The sequence below is a fragment of the Acinetobacter sp. YH12023 genome (assembly GCF_013420135.1).
GTDB lineage: Bacteria > Pseudomonadota > Gammaproteobacteria > Pseudomonadales > Moraxellaceae > Acinetobacter > Acinetobacter amyesii.
Genome location: NZ_VOYU01000018.1, coordinates 1 through 17,794, shown reverse-complemented (window position 1 = coordinate 17,794; position 17,794 = coordinate 1). Strand labels below are relative to the sequence as shown.

Annotated in this window: 18 protein-coding genes; 10 read left to right on the top strand and 8 right to left on the bottom strand. The window is 41.1% G+C overall.

The features are described from left to right. Positions 1–80 precede the first annotated feature (80 nt). Positions 81–1,397 carry a guanine deaminase gene (gene guaD / locus FTT92_RS15390; protein WP_180172551.1) on the bottom strand — a complete coding sequence of 439 codons (1,317 nt, stop codon included), beginning with the start codon at positions 1,395–1,397 and terminating at the stop codon, positions 81–83. Between the two features lie 208 nt (positions 1,398–1,605). Between guaD and FTT92_RS15385 the strand changes: the two genes are divergently transcribed. Further along, positions 1,606–2,220: a nucleotidyltransferase family protein gene (locus FTT92_RS15385; RefSeq protein ID WP_257231762.1), complete on the top strand. Its 615-nt coding sequence runs from the start codon at positions 1,606–1,608 to the stop codon at positions 2,218–2,220. Between the two features lie 68 nt (positions 2,221–2,288). On the opposite strand, the gene FTT92_RS15380 is transcribed toward FTT92_RS15385, so the two are convergent. Together FTT92_RS15380 and FTT92_RS15375 are read right to left on the bottom strand one after the other, a co-directional pair. Next, positions 2,289–3,254: a TerC family protein gene (locus tag FTT92_RS15380; RefSeq protein WP_180172550.1), complete on the bottom strand. Its 966-nt coding sequence runs from the start codon at positions 3,252–3,254 to the stop codon at positions 2,289–2,291. Between the two features lie 302 nt (positions 3,255–3,556). Further along, positions 3,557–4,750: a sugar transporter gene (locus FTT92_RS15375; protein WP_180110251.1), complete on the bottom strand. Its 1,194-nt coding sequence runs from the start codon at positions 4,748–4,750 to the stop codon at positions 3,557–3,559. 132 nt (positions 4,751–4,882) lie between these two features. Here FTT92_RS15375 and FTT92_RS15370 point away from each other — a divergent pair, with 132 nt between their 5' ends. Both FTT92_RS15370 and FTT92_RS15365 read left to right on the top strand, forming a co-directional pair. Continuing rightward, positions 4,883–5,188 (top strand): GNAT family N-acetyltransferase, encoded by a 306-nt coding sequence (locus FTT92_RS15370; RefSeq protein ID WP_373684125.1) that lies wholly within the window; start codon positions 4,883–4,885, stop codon positions 5,186–5,188. Positions 5,189–5,494: 306 nt separating this feature from the next. After that, complete coding sequence (locus tag FTT92_RS15365) at positions 5,495–5,821, top strand: GNAT family N-acetyltransferase (protein WP_257231761.1); 327 nt, start codon at positions 5,495–5,497, stop codon at positions 5,819–5,821. Positions 5,822–5,889: 68 nt separating this feature from the next. Here the strand turns inward: FTT92_RS15365 and FTT92_RS15360 are convergent, their stop codons facing one another. After that, a complete protein-coding gene (locus FTT92_RS15360) occupies positions 5,890–6,225 on the bottom strand; it encodes a hypothetical protein (RefSeq protein WP_180172547.1) in 336 nt (111 codons plus the stop codon). Positions 6,226–6,434: 209 nt separating this feature from the next. On the opposite strand from FTT92_RS15360, the gene FTT92_RS15355 reads away from it, so the two are divergent. Then, positions 6,435–6,905, top strand: a complete 471-nt coding sequence (locus tag FTT92_RS15355; RefSeq protein ID WP_180109492.1) for a BLUF domain-containing protein — start codon at positions 6,435–6,437, stop codon at positions 6,903–6,905. Between the two features lie 59 nt (positions 6,906–6,964). Here the strand turns inward: FTT92_RS15355 and mpl are convergent, their stop codons facing one another. Continuing rightward, the gene (mpl, locus tag FTT92_RS15350) at positions 6,965–8,329 is read right to left on the bottom strand and encodes a UDP-N-acetylmuramate:L-alanyl-gamma-D-glutamyl-meso-diaminopimelate ligase (RefSeq protein WP_180172546.1); all 1,365 of its coding nucleotides are present in this window, start codon (positions 8,327–8,329) and stop codon (positions 6,965–6,967) included. 274 nt (positions 8,330–8,603) lie between these two features. On the opposite strand from mpl, the gene FTT92_RS15345 reads away from it, so the two are divergent. Beyond that, positions 8,604–8,942, top strand: a complete 339-nt coding sequence (locus FTT92_RS15345) for a DMT family protein (RefSeq protein WP_078189529.1) — start codon at positions 8,604–8,606, stop codon at positions 8,940–8,942. Positions 8,943–8,967: 25 nt separating this feature from the next. Here the strand turns inward: FTT92_RS15345 and FTT92_RS15340 are convergent, their stop codons facing one another. Next, positions 8,968–9,417: a hypothetical protein gene (locus tag FTT92_RS15340; protein ID WP_180172545.1), complete on the bottom strand. Its 450-nt coding sequence runs from the start codon at positions 9,415–9,417 to the stop codon at positions 8,968–8,970. A 215-nt stretch (positions 9,418–9,632) separates the two neighbouring features. On the opposite strand from FTT92_RS15340, the gene purE reads away from it, so the two are divergent. The 3 genes from purE to FTT92_RS15325 all read left to right on the top strand — a co-directional run bounded on the left by purE (position 9,633) and on the right by FTT92_RS15325 (position 13,298). Further along, positions 9,633–10,145, top strand: a complete 513-nt coding sequence (purE, locus tag FTT92_RS15335; protein WP_180122725.1) for a 5-(carboxyamino)imidazole ribonucleotide mutase — start codon at positions 9,633–9,635, stop codon at positions 10,143–10,145. Positions 10,146–10,161: 16 nt separating this feature from the next. Then, positions 10,162–11,283 (top strand): 5-(carboxyamino)imidazole ribonucleotide synthase, encoded by a 1,122-nt coding sequence (locus FTT92_RS15330; RefSeq protein WP_111886091.1) that lies wholly within the window; start codon positions 10,162–10,164, stop codon positions 11,281–11,283. Positions 11,284–12,011: 728 nt separating this feature from the next. Further along, complete coding sequence (locus tag FTT92_RS15325; protein WP_180172544.1) at positions 12,012–13,298, top strand: lytic murein transglycosylase; 1,287 nt, start codon at positions 12,012–12,014, stop codon at positions 13,296–13,298. Positions 13,299–13,398: 100 nt separating this feature from the next. Here FTT92_RS15325 and FTT92_RS15320 read toward each other — a convergent pair whose 3' ends face one another. Then, positions 13,399–14,526: an anhydro-N-acetylmuramic acid kinase gene (locus FTT92_RS15320; protein WP_180172543.1), complete on the bottom strand. Its 1,128-nt coding sequence runs from the start codon at positions 14,524–14,526 to the stop codon at positions 13,399–13,401. A gap of 63 nt (positions 14,527–14,589) precedes the next feature. On the opposite strand from FTT92_RS15320, the gene tyrS reads away from it, so the two are divergent. Further along, entirely contained in the window at positions 14,590–15,822 is a 1,233-nt protein-coding gene (gene tyrS, locus FTT92_RS15315) for a tyrosine--tRNA ligase (protein ID WP_171263825.1), read from the top strand. A gap of 493 nt (positions 15,823–16,315) precedes the next feature. Here the strand turns inward: tyrS and FTT92_RS15310 are convergent, their stop codons facing one another. Beyond that, positions 16,316–16,957, bottom strand: coding sequence for a YitT family protein (locus tag FTT92_RS15310; protein WP_180172542.1), 642 nt, complete (start codon positions 16,955–16,957; stop codon positions 16,316–16,318). A gap of 224 nt (positions 16,958–17,181) precedes the next feature. Here FTT92_RS15310 and FTT92_RS15305 point away from each other — a divergent pair, with 224 nt between their 5' ends. Then, positions 17,182–17,454, top strand: coding sequence for a hypothetical protein (locus FTT92_RS15305; protein ID WP_180085985.1), 273 nt, complete (start codon positions 17,182–17,184; stop codon positions 17,452–17,454). Positions 17,455–17,794 lie beyond the last annotated feature (340 nt).

The window sequence follows — 17,794 nt, the reverse complement described above, 5'->3', positions numbered from 1 at the left end:
TGTCACGCTTGAGTAAGCACAGACACGCGACGGCAATCAGTCCAATTTTCAACGCTGTTTTTCGTCTTGGTCGAGCCGTTTTATGCTTTGACATAAGCACATTGTCCAAACACATAGGTGGCATGGATATTACGATCATCACCCATCAGCATCAGAGCAAATAAAGCATCTTCCAGATTTTTGGCACGTTGTTGACGTAGGGCTTGTAGCGCAGTGGCATTTAAATCGAGCACCACAAAATCTGCTTCTTTGCCCAAATCAAAGTTTCCAAGTTTGTCCTCTAGATCTAAGGCTTTTGCCCCCCCTAAAGTGGCATGGTACAGCGCTTCAAATGCGGACAGTTTATCGCCTTGAAGTTGTTGAACTTTGTAGGCTTCATTGATGGTTTGTAGTTGGTTAAAAGAGGTGCCTGCGCCAATGTCTGTGCCTAAGCCGACTTTCACCTGTTTTTCCCATGTTTTCATTAATGGAAATAACCCACTGCCTAAGAACAAGTTCGAGGTGGGACAAAACGCGATTGCAGAGTTGGTCTGATGCATACACTCCCACTCGGCATCTTCCAAATGCACGCAGTGCGCAAACACGGAACGTGATCCGGTCAGACCATAATGATGATAAACGTCTAAATAGCCGTTTTGCTCAGGGAATAATGATTTAACCCACGCTATTTCATTTTTATTTTCACTCAAATGCGTATGTACATAGACATCAGGATACTCGGCTTTTAGCTCCCCTGCCCGTGCCAATTGTTCAGGCGTTGAGGTTGGGGCAAAGCGAGGCGTGATGGCATACAGGTTACGGCCCTTGCCATGCCACTTTTCGATGAGTGCTTTGGAGTCGTTGTAGCCACTCTCAGCTGTGTCACATAATGCTTCAGGGGCATGTCGATCCATCATGACTTTACCGGCAATTAAGCGCATCTGATGCTGTTCTGCGGCTTTAAATAAAGCATCGACCGATTGTGGATGAACGGTACAAAAAACAAGAGCTGTTGTGGTTCCGTTTTTGAGTAACTCGTTTACAAAGAACTGTGCAATTTGCTCTGCATAAGCCGGATCTTCAAATTGGATTTCGGTTGGGAAGGTATAAGTATCAAGCCATTCCAGTAGCTGTTCACCATAAGCCCCCATCATTTCCGTTTGTGGATAATGAATATGGGTGTCGATGAAACCCGGAACAATCAATTGATCTGGATAATGTTGTACTTCAACCTGATCTGGGAGATGGTGTTGGCCCTCAGACCATGGACCGAACCATTGAATTTTTCCGGCTTGCGTAATCAGCAAACCATCTTCGAAATAGCGCACTTGGTCGTGAATTTCACGTGCTTGGGCAACTGTATTCTGAATATCTAGAAAGCGACCACGGATCGCGGTAGATGCGATAACAGAAGACATGACATACCTGCAGTTTAGAATTTTTTCGATTGATTGTAGCTTAATTTGGCTAGAAAAGGCGTTGTTGTAATTAGAGGATCATGTTCTAAAACATCGAACAGCCATTAATGTATGTCGAGAGCATGTCATTTTTTCAAAGCGATTGATTAAATCAATGCGCTTGTGTCAGGCTAAATCGAATCAAAGAATAGAATTCAACCGTGTATCTATGTCCCATCCAATGCATCCTGTGAATCAATCACAGCTTGAAGCCACTTATGTTGAGCGCTTGCAGCAACTGATTCAGCAACATGACGGCATCATGTCTATTTTAAAGCAGCTTTATTTGGTGGATGCCAGTGCGTATATTGCCGCAGGTGTCATTCGAAATATGCTGTGGTCAGTGCTACACCAACACAGCTATACACTGTCCCATACTGAGGTGGATATCATATTTTATGATGCTGAGGATAACGGTGCTCATAGTGATCAGATCCAAAAAAAAATGCAGTCTTTCTTTCCATTGATACAGTGGGATGTGACCAACCAAGCTTTGGTGCATCATTGGTATCGTTTAGACAATGGTGATTCTATTTTGCCCCTAACATCGATTTCCCATGCCCTATCGTTGTGGCCAGAAACTGCTACTGCCATCGCCGTTAAATTGGATGATCAACAACAAATACAGCTGATTGCTCCTTTGGGCTTAGATGATTTATTTGAGTTAAATGTCCGCTGGAACCCACGTTTAGTCAGTCAGGCGACTTTTTTGCAGCGTGTGCAGCAAAAACAATTTTTACAACGCTGGCCGAAACTCAAACTCTTGATGACGCCTGAAGCTTAGTTCATGGCTTTGTTACAAAATAAAAAAAAAAGCCTTCTCGAAAGAAGGCTTTTATTTATCTAAGCGTTTTATAAGGTGGTTTGATGGTACTTCTTACTGTGTCGGATTGATAACCATGCAGTAATGGTTAAGGTCACCACAATAAAACCGAGTGAAATCCAAATTGGCATGTGGAACACATCGAGCAATAGCATCTTAGCGCCAATAAACACGAGGATAGTGCCCAGACCATATGGTAAGTAATGCATTTTCGATGCAGCACCTGACAAGAGGAAGAACATTGCACGTAGACCTAAAATCGCCATTAAGTTTGCCGTCAGTACAATGAATGGGTCAGAGGTAACCGCAAAGATCGCTGGGATTGAGTCAACCGCAAAAATGACGTCCGATGCTTCAACCAAGATCAACACTAAAAAGAGCGGCGTTGCCCATAAGACACCATTTTGACGAACAAAGAATTTATCTTCATGCATCTGAGGGGTAATACGCATGTGTTTACGTAGCCACTTCAAAATCGCCATATCTTCGATATCTTTATCTTCTTCGTCTTGGCCTTTAAGGAATTTAAAGCCGGTATACACTAGGAATGCACCGAAGATGTACAGCACCCAAGAGAATTCTTGAACGAACCATGCCCCAATAAAAATAAAGATGGTACGCAGTACAATTGCACCAAGGACACCGTAGAGTAACAGTTTGCGCTGCAAAGCAGGTGGAATGGCAAAGGCTGCAAAAATCATGAGCCAGACAAAAACGTTATCAATTGCAAGTGATTTTTCGAGCAGATAACCAGCGAAATATTCCATGACTTTGGTGTTTGCAACAGCGACACCAGCGGTTTGCTGTAAGTAGAGCCACAATGCACCACCGAATAAGGTAGCCACAGAGACCCATGCAATACTCCAATAGGCAGCGGTTTTGACTTTGATTTCTTGGCCTTTGTTGTTTTTAAAGCCTAAAAAGTCGATGAGTAGCATGATGGTGACTAAACCGAAAAATGCCAGATATAGCCATAAAGAGCCAATCGTTTCCATGTGTATTCTCCACATCTAACAACCAGCCATAAAAAAACCTCGACCAGTTGCCAGACGAAATAAAACGCCTGAGACAACATGATCAAGGTCTTGCCTACATCGTACTGTAATGATTTTCAGCAGCGATGCTCAGATACCGACTTTTTGCAAAGTGTAATGACGATATTCTGACACGTAAAACAAGGTTTACGTTTGGAGGAGGCTACTCCCCTTGTTCAAATTTTGTTTTGGACACTGTCCAAATATGCGGCAAAGCATGACAGTTTTTAGTTCAAAGTGCAATCAGCAATTTACGAATTCATTTAATGTGCCACAGGAGGGTTAAAATCACCACGGTGTACCAACGCTAAGGCTAAAAGTGTGCCGATCACCGCGATGATTCCTCCAATCACACCGATATAACTTAAACCGAAATGTACGCTGACCATGCCGCCCAAGAGTGCGCCACCGCCAATCCCAACATTATAAAGTCCTGAATAGATAGCCATGGCGACATCGGTGGCATCGGATGCGAGAAGCAGCGTTTTTGACTGTAATGCGAGACTAAATCCAATGATACTCATGCCCCACAATAAGCACACTGCACTTACACCTGCAAAACTCAAAGAAACAGGAAGCAACAGCAGCATCGATAAAGCCAGTGTGGCTGTACTTAAAGGAATCGCAACTTTGGGATATTTCCCACCAAATTTTCCAAAGAGATAAGAACCTAGAAAGCCTGCTGCACCAAAGATTAATAACAACGTGGTGGTTTGCATGGAGCTGAATGCAGCAATGTTGAGCGAAAACGGTTCGATATAGCTATATGCGGTAAATTGCGCGCTAATGACGATAATGGTTAATGCAAAGACCATTATTAAGCTTGGACGGCGAATAAACTGTTTTAGGCTGCTCAGCGAACCTGAGTTCAAACTCGGCAGTATTGGCAGCGTTTTGGCTAAAATCAGGCAAACGATACTGGCGCCAATGCCAATCAGAGCAAAGGTATTTCGCCAACCATAGGCTTCTCCGACCATACGCCCAAACGGAATACCGAGAACCATCGCCAAAGCTGTGCCTGTGGCCAAAAGCCCCAAGGCTTGAAACTCTTTGCCTTTCGGTGCAACACGAACTGCCAGCGACGCAGTAATTGACCAAAAAAGTGCATGCGAGAAAGCAATGCCAATTCGACTGAGCAATAAAGTATTAAAGCTCCATGCGAAATACGACAGAACATGGCTGATAATAAACACCATAAATAAGCAAATCAGGAGTGATCGACGTTCAATATTTTTGGTCAATAACATGATCGGCAAAGAAATCGGCGCAACCACCCATGCATACAGCGTAATCATGATGCCGACATCGGTCGCGGCTAAGCTAAATGTTTTGCCAATATCGCTAAGCAACGCGACAGGTACAAATTCAGTGGTATTAAAAATAAATGCTGCGAAAGCCAAAGCAATCACAGCCGTCCAAGAGCCAGAAGAAGCCGTTTCGGAGGGAGAGGCAGACATGAGTGTCTTCAAATAAATAAAGTGGCTTATTTTACTATGCTCTATACACGAGCAGGAACAGATTTAAGCCCCGTGCATGCGGTTTAAATTAATACAAAAACAACAGAGTTGACCTGCATTACATGCCAATTTATAAAAAAATGGAGGAAATTTAAGATGTTTGTACAACAAGATAATGATCAAAAAAAAGGGGCTTTTTTTGTTGAGCAAGATGGGGAGCGTTTGGCAGAGATGACTTACTCATGGGCAGGCGATGATAAATTTATTATTGATCATACCGATGTCAGTGATAGCTTGCGAGGCCAAGGTGTTGGACGACATCTCCTCGATGCAGCAGTGAATTTTGCTCGGGAAAAGAACGTGAAAATTATTCCACTCTGCCCTTTTGCAAAATCCGTATTTGATAAAGATGAATCGATTCGTGATGTTCTACGCTAAATTGCATAGCGTGATGTAGATTAATCATTTGGATAAATAAAAACAGCCTGATCGTATTGCAATCAGGCTGTTTTTATTTGAAATCTAGTTGTGAAGTTGAATTAAGATCGTGATTTATACAGCGATACACCCAAGCATGCTGCAGCAATCAGTAATACAAAGATAGCGACAAGATAAAGGTCCATAATAAAAATATCCGGCAAGTGTGATTTAATTGTTTTTTAATTAATGTGAAAGGTGTACGGATTTATTATCACCTACAGTTGAATATAGGTTGTTTAAGTTCTGTACCAATCACTTTCTCGTTTGTTACACGGTGTATTTTTTCATAAAAAGGAAGAAAAAACAGTGACTATGCAACATCAAGATAATGGTCAAAAAGGTGAATTTTTTCAGTTAAATGCTGAGGGTGTACGCCTTGCAGAAATGAGTTATCTATGGCGTGATGAACATACCATTGTGGCAAATCACACGTGGGTAGATGATTCCTTACGTGGGCAAGGGGTTGCTCGTGTACTATTGGATCATTTGGTGGAATTCGCTCGTGAGAAACACTTAATAATTATTCCAACCTGTTCTTATGTAGAGTTGATGTTTCGCCGAGACAAGACATTAGCCGATGTTCAAGCCTAAAAAAGCCCGCGATGCGGGCTTTTCTATCATTATGAAATTTTAAAAAAAACTTAAAAGCTAATTTGTATTTAATTGAGCTTTAATTTTAACAGCGTTGAAGGTGCTTTAAAAAGATTTGGCCAAAACTGCAATAAGATCGAGCAGCTTGATATCCCTAAAAATAAGCTTAAACACATGATATTTAATAATGCAAAGTCATTCAGTACAAAATAAATACTGCCAATAGTCATCATCATCAGTAAATAAATGAGATAGTGAGGAATCACAGTACGCAGTATTATTCCTAAAATAAATGAGCAAATAACAACATTAAAAAAATCTGAAACGCCAAAATTATTCAGTACGATCAAGGCAGCAAAATATACACAAGTGATCGATAAAAAAATGAGTAAATTTTTAAGCATGGTCGGCCTCTTTATTCATCTTCAAATGGAAATAATTTCATTGTTTTAATATGTATAAGTTTAAAAAAATGAAGGTGATATCGGTATACGTGATCTTGGTTTTCTGTTGTAAGTTAAAAAGCACATTTGATTAAAAAATATACAAATATTTACTCATCCTGTAGAACTTTCTACGTTAAAATCGTACAAATACTTTAAGAATAAACACAATGATACAACTCTGTTATGCCAGTACACGTGTAGAACAACAATTTGATTTAATACAAGATTTAAGTGATATTTTGGTGAGAGCCCGCAGCTTCAATACCGAACAGCGTATTTTTGGCGTGCTGTACTATGCCGAAGGCAGGTTCTTCCAATGCCTGCAAGGTGAGCAAGCGGCTCTCGAACAGCTTTTTCAGCATATTGCGAAAGATACTCGCCATCGGGATATTGTGCGTTATCCTGATCAAAATATTGATCAAATCGATTTTTCAAAATGGTCGATGAAATATGTCAACCGACATAGTGAAATTGCTAGTTTGTTTCAGCGCTTTGGACATTCAAGCTTTCAACCCGACGTGCTCAATCTAGAACAAATTCAGGCGTTTTTAACGACCTTGTTAAGATTAGAGAATGTTGAACAGCCTGTTAAGCTGGATTTAGGCTATAAAAACCGAGGCTATCAGCATTATTTTTAAGCTGAGTGTGAATAAAAAAAAGCCCGCGCATCGGGCTTTTTTTATTTTATCTAGTGGGTTTAGGCTTTTAATGCACTGATCAGCTTCTGATGTAAACCACCAAAACCGCCATTCGACATAATCACCACGGCATCGCCCTCGCCTGCCTCGCTTACGATGGTTTGAATGATGTCATCCAGTGAACGGGCCACCACAGCTTTATTCGTAGCAGCTTCAATCACAGGTTGTAAATCCCAATCCAGACCTTCCGGCTGATACCAAATCACTTCATCGGCTAAACGCGCAGAATGTGCAAGGCCATCTTTGTGGCTACCCATACGCATAGTGTTCGAACGCGGTTCAATTACTGCCCACAATTTACGCTCACCGAGACGCTTACGCGCACCTTCTAACGTGGTATCAATCGCCGTTGGGTGATGTGCAAAGTCGTCATAAACTTCAACGCCACGTACGGTGCCCAAAAGCTCCATACGACGTTTTACACCACCAAAGTTCGAAAGCGCCTCACACGCCGTTTCAATCGAAACACCGACATGTTCAGCCGCAGCAATGGTTGCCAAAGCATTGGCTACACTGTGTTGGCCGGTCATGTTCCATTTGACTGTGCCCTTCACTTCACCGTGTTGTAAAACATTGAAATGTGAGCCATCAGCAGATAACTGTTCTGCATACAATTCAGATTTGTCATTGGCATCTAAAGATGTACGCACCACAGGTGTCCAGCAGCCCATTTCCAAGACTTCATCAATATTTGTTTCAGTGATGGGCGCAATGATACGGCCTTCACTTGGAATAGTACGTACTAGATGATGGAATTGCTTTTGAATCGCAGCCAAGTCTTCGAAGATATCGGCATGGTCAAATTCAAGGTTATTTAAAATCGCTGTTTTAGGATGGTAATGCACAAACTTTGAACGTTTGTCGAAAAATGCCGAATCATATTCATCGGCTTCTACACAGAAGTATTGACCACCGCCTAAACGTGCGCTTTCACTAAAGCCTAAGGGTACGCCGCCAATCAAGAAACCCGGGTTTAAACCCGCTTGATCGAGCACCCATGCCAACATGGTTGTGGTTGTGGTTTTACCATGGGTGCCTGCAACACCTAAGACATGTTTGCCTTGTAGGACGTGGTCTGCAAGGAACTGTGGGCCAGAAATATAAGGTAGGCCTTCGTTCAGCATGTATTCCACTGCATCAATGCCACGTTTCATGGCATTGCCGACAATCACGAGATCTGGGTGTGGTTGAAGGTGGCTACGGTCATAGCCTTGCATTAAGGTAATGCCTGCATTTTCCAATTGGGTAGACATTGGTGGGTAAACGTTTTGGTCTGAACCCGTCACCTTATGTCCTAAATCACGCGCCAAGAGCGCCAATGAACCCATAAAGGTGCCACAAATACCCAAGATATGCAGATGCATTCGTTCTAACTCCACTGCTTTTATCGACACATCACTTTGTTATTGTGGTGTTGTCATTATAGATTTGGTTGAAAAGGTTAATTTCATTTGAGAGCAACCATAGCAAGGGTCTTAGGGAAAAGATAGATTTTTTTGTATGAGATCGTGCAAAAAGATTGAGCACGTAACTGATCAAATGTACGCAATTTTCTTGAGGATAAAAACACGGAAAATAGGCGCGAAATCATGATGAAAAACGTACAATAAGCGCAATTTTTTGCGATCTTGATTGCTTATGTCACTTGCCCTGTTTTTATTGATTATTTCCAACTGTTTTATGACTTTGGCCTGGTATGGGCATTTGAAGTTTTTACATGATGCACCGCTTTGGCAAGCGATTTTATTTGGATGGGCGATCGCGTTACTCGAATACAGTTTTATGATCCCAGCAACGCGACTGTTGGCCAAACATGGGTGGTCTTTGGGTCAAATGAAAATCACACAAGAAGTCGTGACGCTATTGGTCTTCGTTCCATTTATGATTTTCCTTTTTAAACAACCCTTTAAGTTGGACTATTTGTGGGCAGGTTTATGCCTTTTTGGATGTGTCTATTTCGTGTTTCGCAGTGCTTAACTGATCCAATGCTGCATGGCTCTGATCATTTAAGTGAGGCGTGTTTGCAGGCATTTTTGAGGACTTTACTAAACTCACGGTCTCGTGGAGTGGGATCTTCATAGTCAAAGGCATAATCACTCTCACTGGTCAGTACAGTCATTTGACCGTCTGCTTCAAAGTTCATGAGAGCAAAACCATAGCTTTGGTCATCACAATAAACACGATATTCTGAAATTGAATACATTTTATCGCGGCCATCATCTGCTTTGTAATAGCCTTTCATCTTGACCGACTCACGTTCATCAATGATCGATTTTCCGGTGACTAAAAATTTTTCGTGGATGTAGCCATTACTCTTAATTTGGCCGTTATAGTCTTTTTGTTGCTGTAAAAGGTTAAATTCTTTCACAAATTGGTTCGTATTGAGTTGAACGAGTTGGGCAAAACTTTGAGAGCTTAGGGCTAGAGTAAGTAGGATAAAGATCTGTTTCATATTTAAAGGGTTGTTATAAATATTGATTTAATAAAAGTTTTTATAAAATTGAAAAAAATAAAAATATTTTCATCAAAATATTATGGAGTTTTCTTTTAAAGACAACCGTTAAATTTTATTGAGATGAATTTTCAGTCTATAATATGGGGCTCTTATTAAAGCTTGGCTCTAGTCGAGATTTACTCTCTCTTACTTTAATCTCTGGAAACATTGCAATGAATGCGGCCGCTTCACAAGACACTCCTCTCGTTGGAATTATCATGGGTTCTCAATCGGATTGGGCAACGCTAGAAAACACTGCCAATATGCTGAAACAGCTTGGCGTCCCATTTGAAGCGGAAGTTGTATCTGCACACCGAACTCCAGATCGATTATTCGAATATGCTGAAACCGCACGTGATCGTGGTATTCAAGTGATTATTGCCGGTGCTGGCGGTGCAGCGCATTTACCAGGTATGTGTGCAGCCAAGACTGACCTACCTGTACTTGGTGTACCGGTAAAATCATCAATTTTAAACGGCGTGGATTCATTGCTGTCTATCGTGCAAATGCCAGCAGGTATTGCAGTTGGTACTTTGGCGATTGGCGCAGCGGGTGCGACCAATGCAGCGATCATGGCGGCACAAATTTTAGGTTTAACGCGTCCTGAAATCGCAAAAAATGTTGCAGATTTCCGTGCTGCGCAAACCGATAAAGTGGCGAGTAAAAATATTCCGGGTCAAGCTTAATTAAGGGGCATTTCTCATGGATAAAACCATTGGTATTTTTGGTGGTGGCCAGCTTGGTCGCATGATGGCGCAAGCGGCATTGCCTTTAAACATTCAATGCACCTTCTTTGAAGCGAGTACCGACTGCCCTTCAGCAGCGCTGGGTCCAGTGATTTCGACTCAAGCTGAAAATGGTTTGCAAGATTTCATTCAGAGCGCAGATGTTTTCAGCTTAGAGTTTGAAAATACTCCGTTAGCAGATGTTGATGTGTTGACCAAGAACAAAGCATTGCACCCACCGCGCCAAGCTTTAGCGATTGCACAGCATCGTTTGTCTGAAAAAGCCTTGTTTGATGAATTGGCTATCCCAGTTGCACCTTATAAGGCCGTGACATCTTTCGAGGGTTTACAAGCTGCTGTTGCTGAGTTGGGTTTACCCATCGTACTGAAAACATCGCGTGGCGGTTATGACGGTAAAGGTCAATTTGTGCTACGTAGCGCTGAGCAAATGGATCAAGCATGGGCTGAACTGGGCCCTGCTGGTGAATTGATTGCGGAAAGCTTTGTAACCTTCTCACGTGAAGTCTCAATCATTGCGGTGCGTGGTCAAGATGGCGATGTGAAAACATGGCCATTGGCGGAAAACCACCACCACAACGGCATTTTGTCGCATTCAATTGTGCCTGCGCCAAACAGCGCAGACTTACAACCAGTTGCGCAAGACTACATTACTCGCCTGCTCAATCATTTGAATTATGTCGGTGTTTTGACGCTAGAGCTGTTTGTGACAGATAAAGGCTTATATGCCAATGAAATGGCGCCACGTGTGCATAACTCGGGGCATTGGTCGATTGAAGGCGCAGTGTGTTCACAATTTGAAAACCACATTCGTGCTGTAGCAGGCCTACCTTTGGGTTCGACTGAAGTTGTTCGTCCAACGGTCATGGTAAACATCATTGGTCAACATCCGAAGTCTGAAGATGTATTGGCACTGAATGGCGCGCATTTGCATCTGTATAACAAAACAGAGCGTGAAGGCCGCAAAATCGGTCACATCACTTTAATGCCGAACGATACTGCTGAATTAACAGCTTTATGCCGTGCTTTGGCGAAAATTTTGCCGAATCCACTGGCACTTAGCGAAGATATGACCATTTAAACCTGTGTTTGAATGATAAAAAAGCGGTCATGCACATGGCCGCTTTTTTTATTGCTGTAGTTCGGGCATCATTGCGCCTCTTTGCAAAATCACACCGTTTATCGCTGAAACGATAAGAAACCATTGATCACAAAGTGTTCATTCGTTTATAAATATTCTGCGTTAATCTTCGTATGGTTTTTTGTGTATCAATAGTCTGCGATGTATGTGAATCAAAATCAAAAATAACCAATGCGTTTTGAATTCAAATTGTGTTTTTAAATTCAAACTATGAATTTGAATTCAAAAAATCCTATACCAAAAACAATGAATTCAAAGTTTATGAATTCAAATTTGAAAAATGAATTCATTTCGCCGTGTTTAAATTTAAAATTTGAATTTAAAAGTTGCTCAGACTTATTGGATTTATAGGGAGTATATTTTAAAACCTATAATATTTTGATTATTAATAATAAAAATGAATTTTTACCCCATTTTGCATTTGTGGATAATTTTTTATGCGCCTAATTTATTTTTAAATTTAAAAGTTTTGAATTTAAATTTAAACCGGTGTTTGGTTTCTAATGAATTTAAAGTTGGGTTGTGGATAACTACTTTTGAATTCAAATTTTAAAAATGAATTTAAATAAGTAGAGATTATGAATTTAAATTTACGTTTTGAACCTTTAACTTTTGCTTTGAGCTGCTATTGTTAAAGCAACAATTTAAATTCAAAAAAGATCTAGGGTATGAAGCATCACTTAGGATTTGTTTTCGGGACTGCTTTATTGGCAATAACTCAGGCAAATGCCGAATTGATTATTAATGGTCAGTCTGTCAATTCGTCGAGCATTCCTACAACAAGCAGCATTTCACCACAAAATAACTTTCAAGGTTGTTTAGCCAATTTGCGCTCGCAAGCAATGAATGCTGGTGTGAGTGCATCCACTTATGATCGCTATACACAAAATTTAACACCTGATTATTCTGTGATTGAAAAGCTCAACTATCAGCCTGAGTTTTCAACACCGATTTGGGACTATTTGTCAGGTCTGGTGGATGAAGAGCGTGTACAACTGGGTCAGCAGAAATTGGCGCAGCATCGTGATGTATTAAACCGTGTCGCAGCGGCTTATGGTGTGCCTGCTGAAACCGTGGTCGCGGTTTGGGGTGTGGAGAGTAATTTTGGTGATATTGCGGGTAGTTATCCTTTATTACAGTCATTGGGCACTTTAAGTTGTGAAGGCCGCCGCCAAAGCTATTTCCGTGGCGAGTTTTTTGCAGCCATGCGGATTTTGCAGCGTGGTGATTTAAATGAATCTCAATTGAAAGGTTCGTGGGCAGGTGCATTTGGTCATACCCAATTTATGCCGAGTACCTATGAAGAACTGGCCGTGGATTTTGATGGTGATGGCCGCCGTGATTTAGTGTCGAGTACCACGGATGCGTTGGCATCTACAGCCAACTTCCTGAAAAAGCGTGGTTGGCAAACTGGTCAGCCGTGGGGCTTTGAAGTAAAAATTCCCGAAGGAATGTCGATCAGTGGTGAAAGTCGCCGTAATAAAAAGTCATTAGATAGCTGGATGAATCGTGGTTTGCAGCGTGCCGATGGTACACCGTTAATACAAGGTAACCTTTCTGGATCGAGCCAAGCAGGTTTAATGGCACCGGCTGGGGCAAGTGGGCCTGTGTTCTTGGTGTTTAAAAATTTTGATGCAATCTATAGCTACAATGCAGCAGAGAGTTATGCATTAGCGATTGCGCATTTATCCGATCGCTTGCAAGGCAAGGGTGGCTTTAGTACGACATGGCCAACCGATGATCCTGGGACTTCACGTGCGGAACGACGTGAGATTCAACAATTTTTACTTAACCGCGGCTATGATATCGGTAAAGTGGATGGATTAATTGGAGATAAAACCCGTCAAGCAATTCGACAAGAGCAAAATCGACTGGGTTTAAGTCCAACAGGTCGGGCGGGACAGCAGATTTTACGGGCATTTCGTAATGAGCATGCCAAGGCAATGATGAATTAAGTTTGAGCTATGCTTTTTATATAGTAGTCAATATATATAAAAGCTTGTCTATATAAAAAAAGGTCTGCAATTGCAGACCTTTTTTATATGTTTTTGACTCTTAAACCGCAGTGATTGTACCTAAGATACGATAGCCAGCAGCACCAGTCACACTTGGTAAATTTGCACTAAGCTGATTGATAAAGCGCATCGCCAACCAAGCAAAGGCTGTGGCTTCCACCCATGTTGGGCTTAAGCCTAAATCTGCGGTACTTTGTACCGTCCATTCATGTTTACGTAAACGCCAGCGCAGTTGCTCTAATAGGTGCGAATTGTATGCACCACCACCGCATACATAGACTTCACCAGTATCCATATCAGAACGGTAAATGGCTTTTTTAATGGCACGTGTGGTGAGTTTCATTAAGGTTGCTTGAATGTTTTCTGGCGTATCTTCAAGTTCGTCATATTCGAGATCTCCACGCCAATCGAGAATCTGTTCATCTAACCATTCAAGATTGAAGTCTTCACGACCTGTGCTTTTAGGTGGTTCTTTAGAGAAAAACTCATGTGCTTGTAAGCGGTCGAGCAGACTGCGAATAGGTTGACCATAAGCTGCCCAGTTCCCATTTTCATCATAGGGCTGACCAGTATAACGTTCGCACCAAGCATCCATTAAAATGTTAGCTGGACCTGTATCAAAGCCATACACGGCTTCAGGTTGACCTGCAGGCAACATGCTAACATTGGCAATTCCGCCCAAGTTCAAAATCACACGGTGAATGGTGTCATGTTGGAAAAGCGCTTGATGAAACGCAGGTACCAACGGTGCCCCTTGACCGCCTGCAGCCATATCACGGCGGCGGAAGTCTGAAATTACCGGGATTTTAGTGAGTTCGGTAATAATGTTTGGGTCGCCAATTTGTAGGGTAAAACCATGTTCAGGGCGATGACGGATGGTTTGTCCATGTGAGCCAATCGCCTTGATTTGACTACGATCTAGCTCATTCTTCTCGATCAATTCATTGATGCCCTGACCGATCATTTGAGCTAAAGCAACGTCTGCCTTACCCATGCGATCAATTTCGTTATCATCAGGCAAAGTAAGTGCCATCAGTTCATCACGAAGGTCTGGGTCAAAGGGAAGTGTGAGCGTCGCATGAATCTCTAAAGGATCAAAAGAAGCAGCAACAATATCGACACCATCCATGCTCGTGCCGGTCATTACCCCAATGTAGATCGCTGTCATGATGATTCTTAAGCCTGCAATGTGCTGAAAAAGTGTTAGTATATCGCACAAATTGTATAACTGATCTATTTGGATTTTGTGATGTCAAATTTCCTGCCGGCTGAAGAACAACTTGCCCTCATCCAACGAGGCACACATGAGATTATTTCTGAAGAAGATCTTCTTAAGAAATTAAAGCAGAATCGCCCATTAAAAATTAAAGCGGGTTTTGACCCGACTGCACCTGATTTACATTTAGGTCATACGGTTCTGATTAATAAATTAAAAGTTTTCCAAGATTTAGGTCATGAAGTTTACTTCCTGATTGGTGACTATACAGCCATGATCGGTGACCCAACGGGTAAGAGCGCTACGCGTCCACCGTTGTCACGTGAAAAAGTTTTAGAAAATGCCAAAACTTATCAAGAACAAGTGTTTAAGATTCTTGACCCTGCGAAAACTAAAGTTGTGTTCAACTCAGAGTGGTTTGGTCAAAAAACTGCTGCTGACTTGATTCAGTTGGCTTCACAGCAAACTGTGGCACGTATGTTGGAACGTGATGATTTCACTAAACGTTATAACAGCCATCAACCGATTGCGATTCACGAATTTTTATATCCATTGGTGCAAGGTTATGACTCAGTTGCGCTAGAAGCGGATGTAGAGTTGGGGGGTACAGACCAAACCTTTAACTTGCTGATGGGTCGTACATTACAAAGCCGTTATGACCAAGAATCTCAAGTGTGCATTACTGTGCCAATTCTTGAAGGTTTAGACGGCGTAAATAAAATGTCTAAATCTTTGGGTAACTATATTGCTGTATTTGATGCACCGGGTGCGATGTACCAAAAAGTGCTTTCAATGCCAGATGATTTGATCGAACGTTACTTTGACTTGTTGAGCTTTAAATCGATTGAAGAGATTCAACAGTTGCTCAAAGAAGTGGCTGAAGGTCGTAACCCACAAGAAGTGAAGAAAATTCTTGCACTTGAATTGGTTGAGCGTTTCCATGGCGCAGAAGCTGCGGCAAATGCGCACAAAGGTGCAGGTAACTTGATTACTGAAGGTGAACTTCCAGAAGGTACACCAGAAGTGACTATTTCTCGTGGCGCATTTGGTGGTGAGATTTTCATTACTTCTATTTTGCGTGAAGCGGGTTTGACTAAAAATGCAGCTCAAGCAAAAGATGCGATTGGTCGTGGTGCAGTGAAAGTGGATTGGGAAGTGGTCGATGCAAGTTATGCTGTGTCAGAAAACAAAACTTTGATCATCCAAGCGAGCAAAAAAGCGATCGCAAAAGTAACTTTTACCGACTAATAAATTCTTGAATTTTTAGTTAAGTTATTGAATTAAAAGCAGGCTTCGGCCTGCTTTTTTTTACCAATCAATATATTAATAATATAAATAAGCAAATTCAAAAAAAACCTTATAAAAACAACACTTAAATTTTGCCAAATGTGTTGCATTTCTTGAATTTTATGTATAAGATTTATTCATCTAGAGAGATATATATACCATCTAGAGGGTACATAATCATAACTCCACTTTTTATAAGTCTCTTCCCCAAGGGACTCTTTTTTTAGTGAGTTAACAAATAACTATAATAACTACACGATGGATCGACTAAAGATTCAATTCTAAGGGAAAGATTTTGGGAGAGATCTTTCCCTTTTTTATTTGTAAAATTGAAGTATTCCTTTCAAAAGTCACATTTATTTCTGTATTAAAGACTTTAACCGCGCCCAAAAAAAACCGATTCAATCGAGCTTTAAAATGTTTCTACTTAGACAGATGTTCATTGAGTTTTGTTTTAGGGCTTAGGGCCAAATTGAATGAAGCTTAATTTAGGTAAGATCCGCTTAACTAATGTTCCCACTAAAAGTGCGGTAATAATGGTGCCTTCACGTACTCCGATGACTTGATGTAAGACCAGCCAACTGCTGATAACTGCAATACTGACCAAGACAATGTCGCCATAGGTCTTACAGTTGCCAAAATCAAGGCGATAACGAACAGCAATGGCTTGATAGAGACCTTCTGCGGCTAAGAGGACTAGACTGGCTTTGACCACTAAGCTCACACCTAAAGCGGTAATCAGGCAACTTGCCAAGCAAGCCAAGAGTTGAAGTGGGTAACTTTCTATGCTCCAGCCTTGGGTCAGCCACATTAAACTGTCAATAAATGCACCAAATAAAATTCCCACAGGTAATTGCAACCACTGTATCCACTGAAAGCGTGATTTTAAGATCAGCATTTGCAGCAGGATCATGATGATATGCATTAATACTGTTAATGTGCCGACGGTGAGTGGAAAGATATAGCTAAAGCTGTAGGGCACCGAAGAAATAGGGGATGTCCCTAAATTTGAATGTATAGAGAGTACGACACCAAAAGCTAATAATCCTAATCCGCTTAATAGTAAGAATAAGCGTGGAAAAAACTGTGTTGGCATCCTGCACCTAAAAAATAAAAAGAGTGTACGTGAAATGCAGCCTGCGCTCTATGCGTCTAAAGCCCAAAAATAGTGGCTTTTTATGACAGTGATCGTTAATAGTGATTATTCAAATAAATAGGCTGTAGTTTTATCAGCAAAAATGACTAAGCATGTAATTAAAATGATTTTTGCAAAAACAGGCCTTATGGAACAATGGTCAAAAATCAAAAAAGAGCAACAACATGGCGTATTACAATACCGATAATCATGATGAACAGATCGATCGAATCTTGAGATATTTATTTGACTACCAAACCAAACAGCATAAACGAGCATTATTTTGTGAGGCGCAGCAACAATTACATGATTTGGATATCGCGGCACAGTACCAACTATTTGCATTGGTGCGAGAACAACTCCCTCGACGTGCAAAGCTGCTATTTTCTGCCGAGGATTTCAGTGGTAAGCAACAAGTCATCTTGGAAGTCATGCAACATTTAGCATATGAACGTTAAAAGAATGCTGGGAAATATAAAAATGCACGCTAAAAAAGTCTATGAAGCTTGAATCGGTGTGATGACAGAAAAAATGATGTGCTTTGAGGCAGAAAAGTAGACTAATGATTAATAAATAATCAAAGTCACTTTTATTAGACTTAAAAGCGCTGAAAAATATTTGCTAGATATAAGAAATTTACTTAATTAAATATCGACTATTTGCTAAAAATTTATAAAAAATGCTTAAAAAATAGGTAAAAGTGCAATTTTTTTAGCAAAAACGCTTATAAAAAATACATACGTGAAAAATATAGTGAATTGGGGGTTGCAATGATTCTGAAATGCTCTAGAATGCACC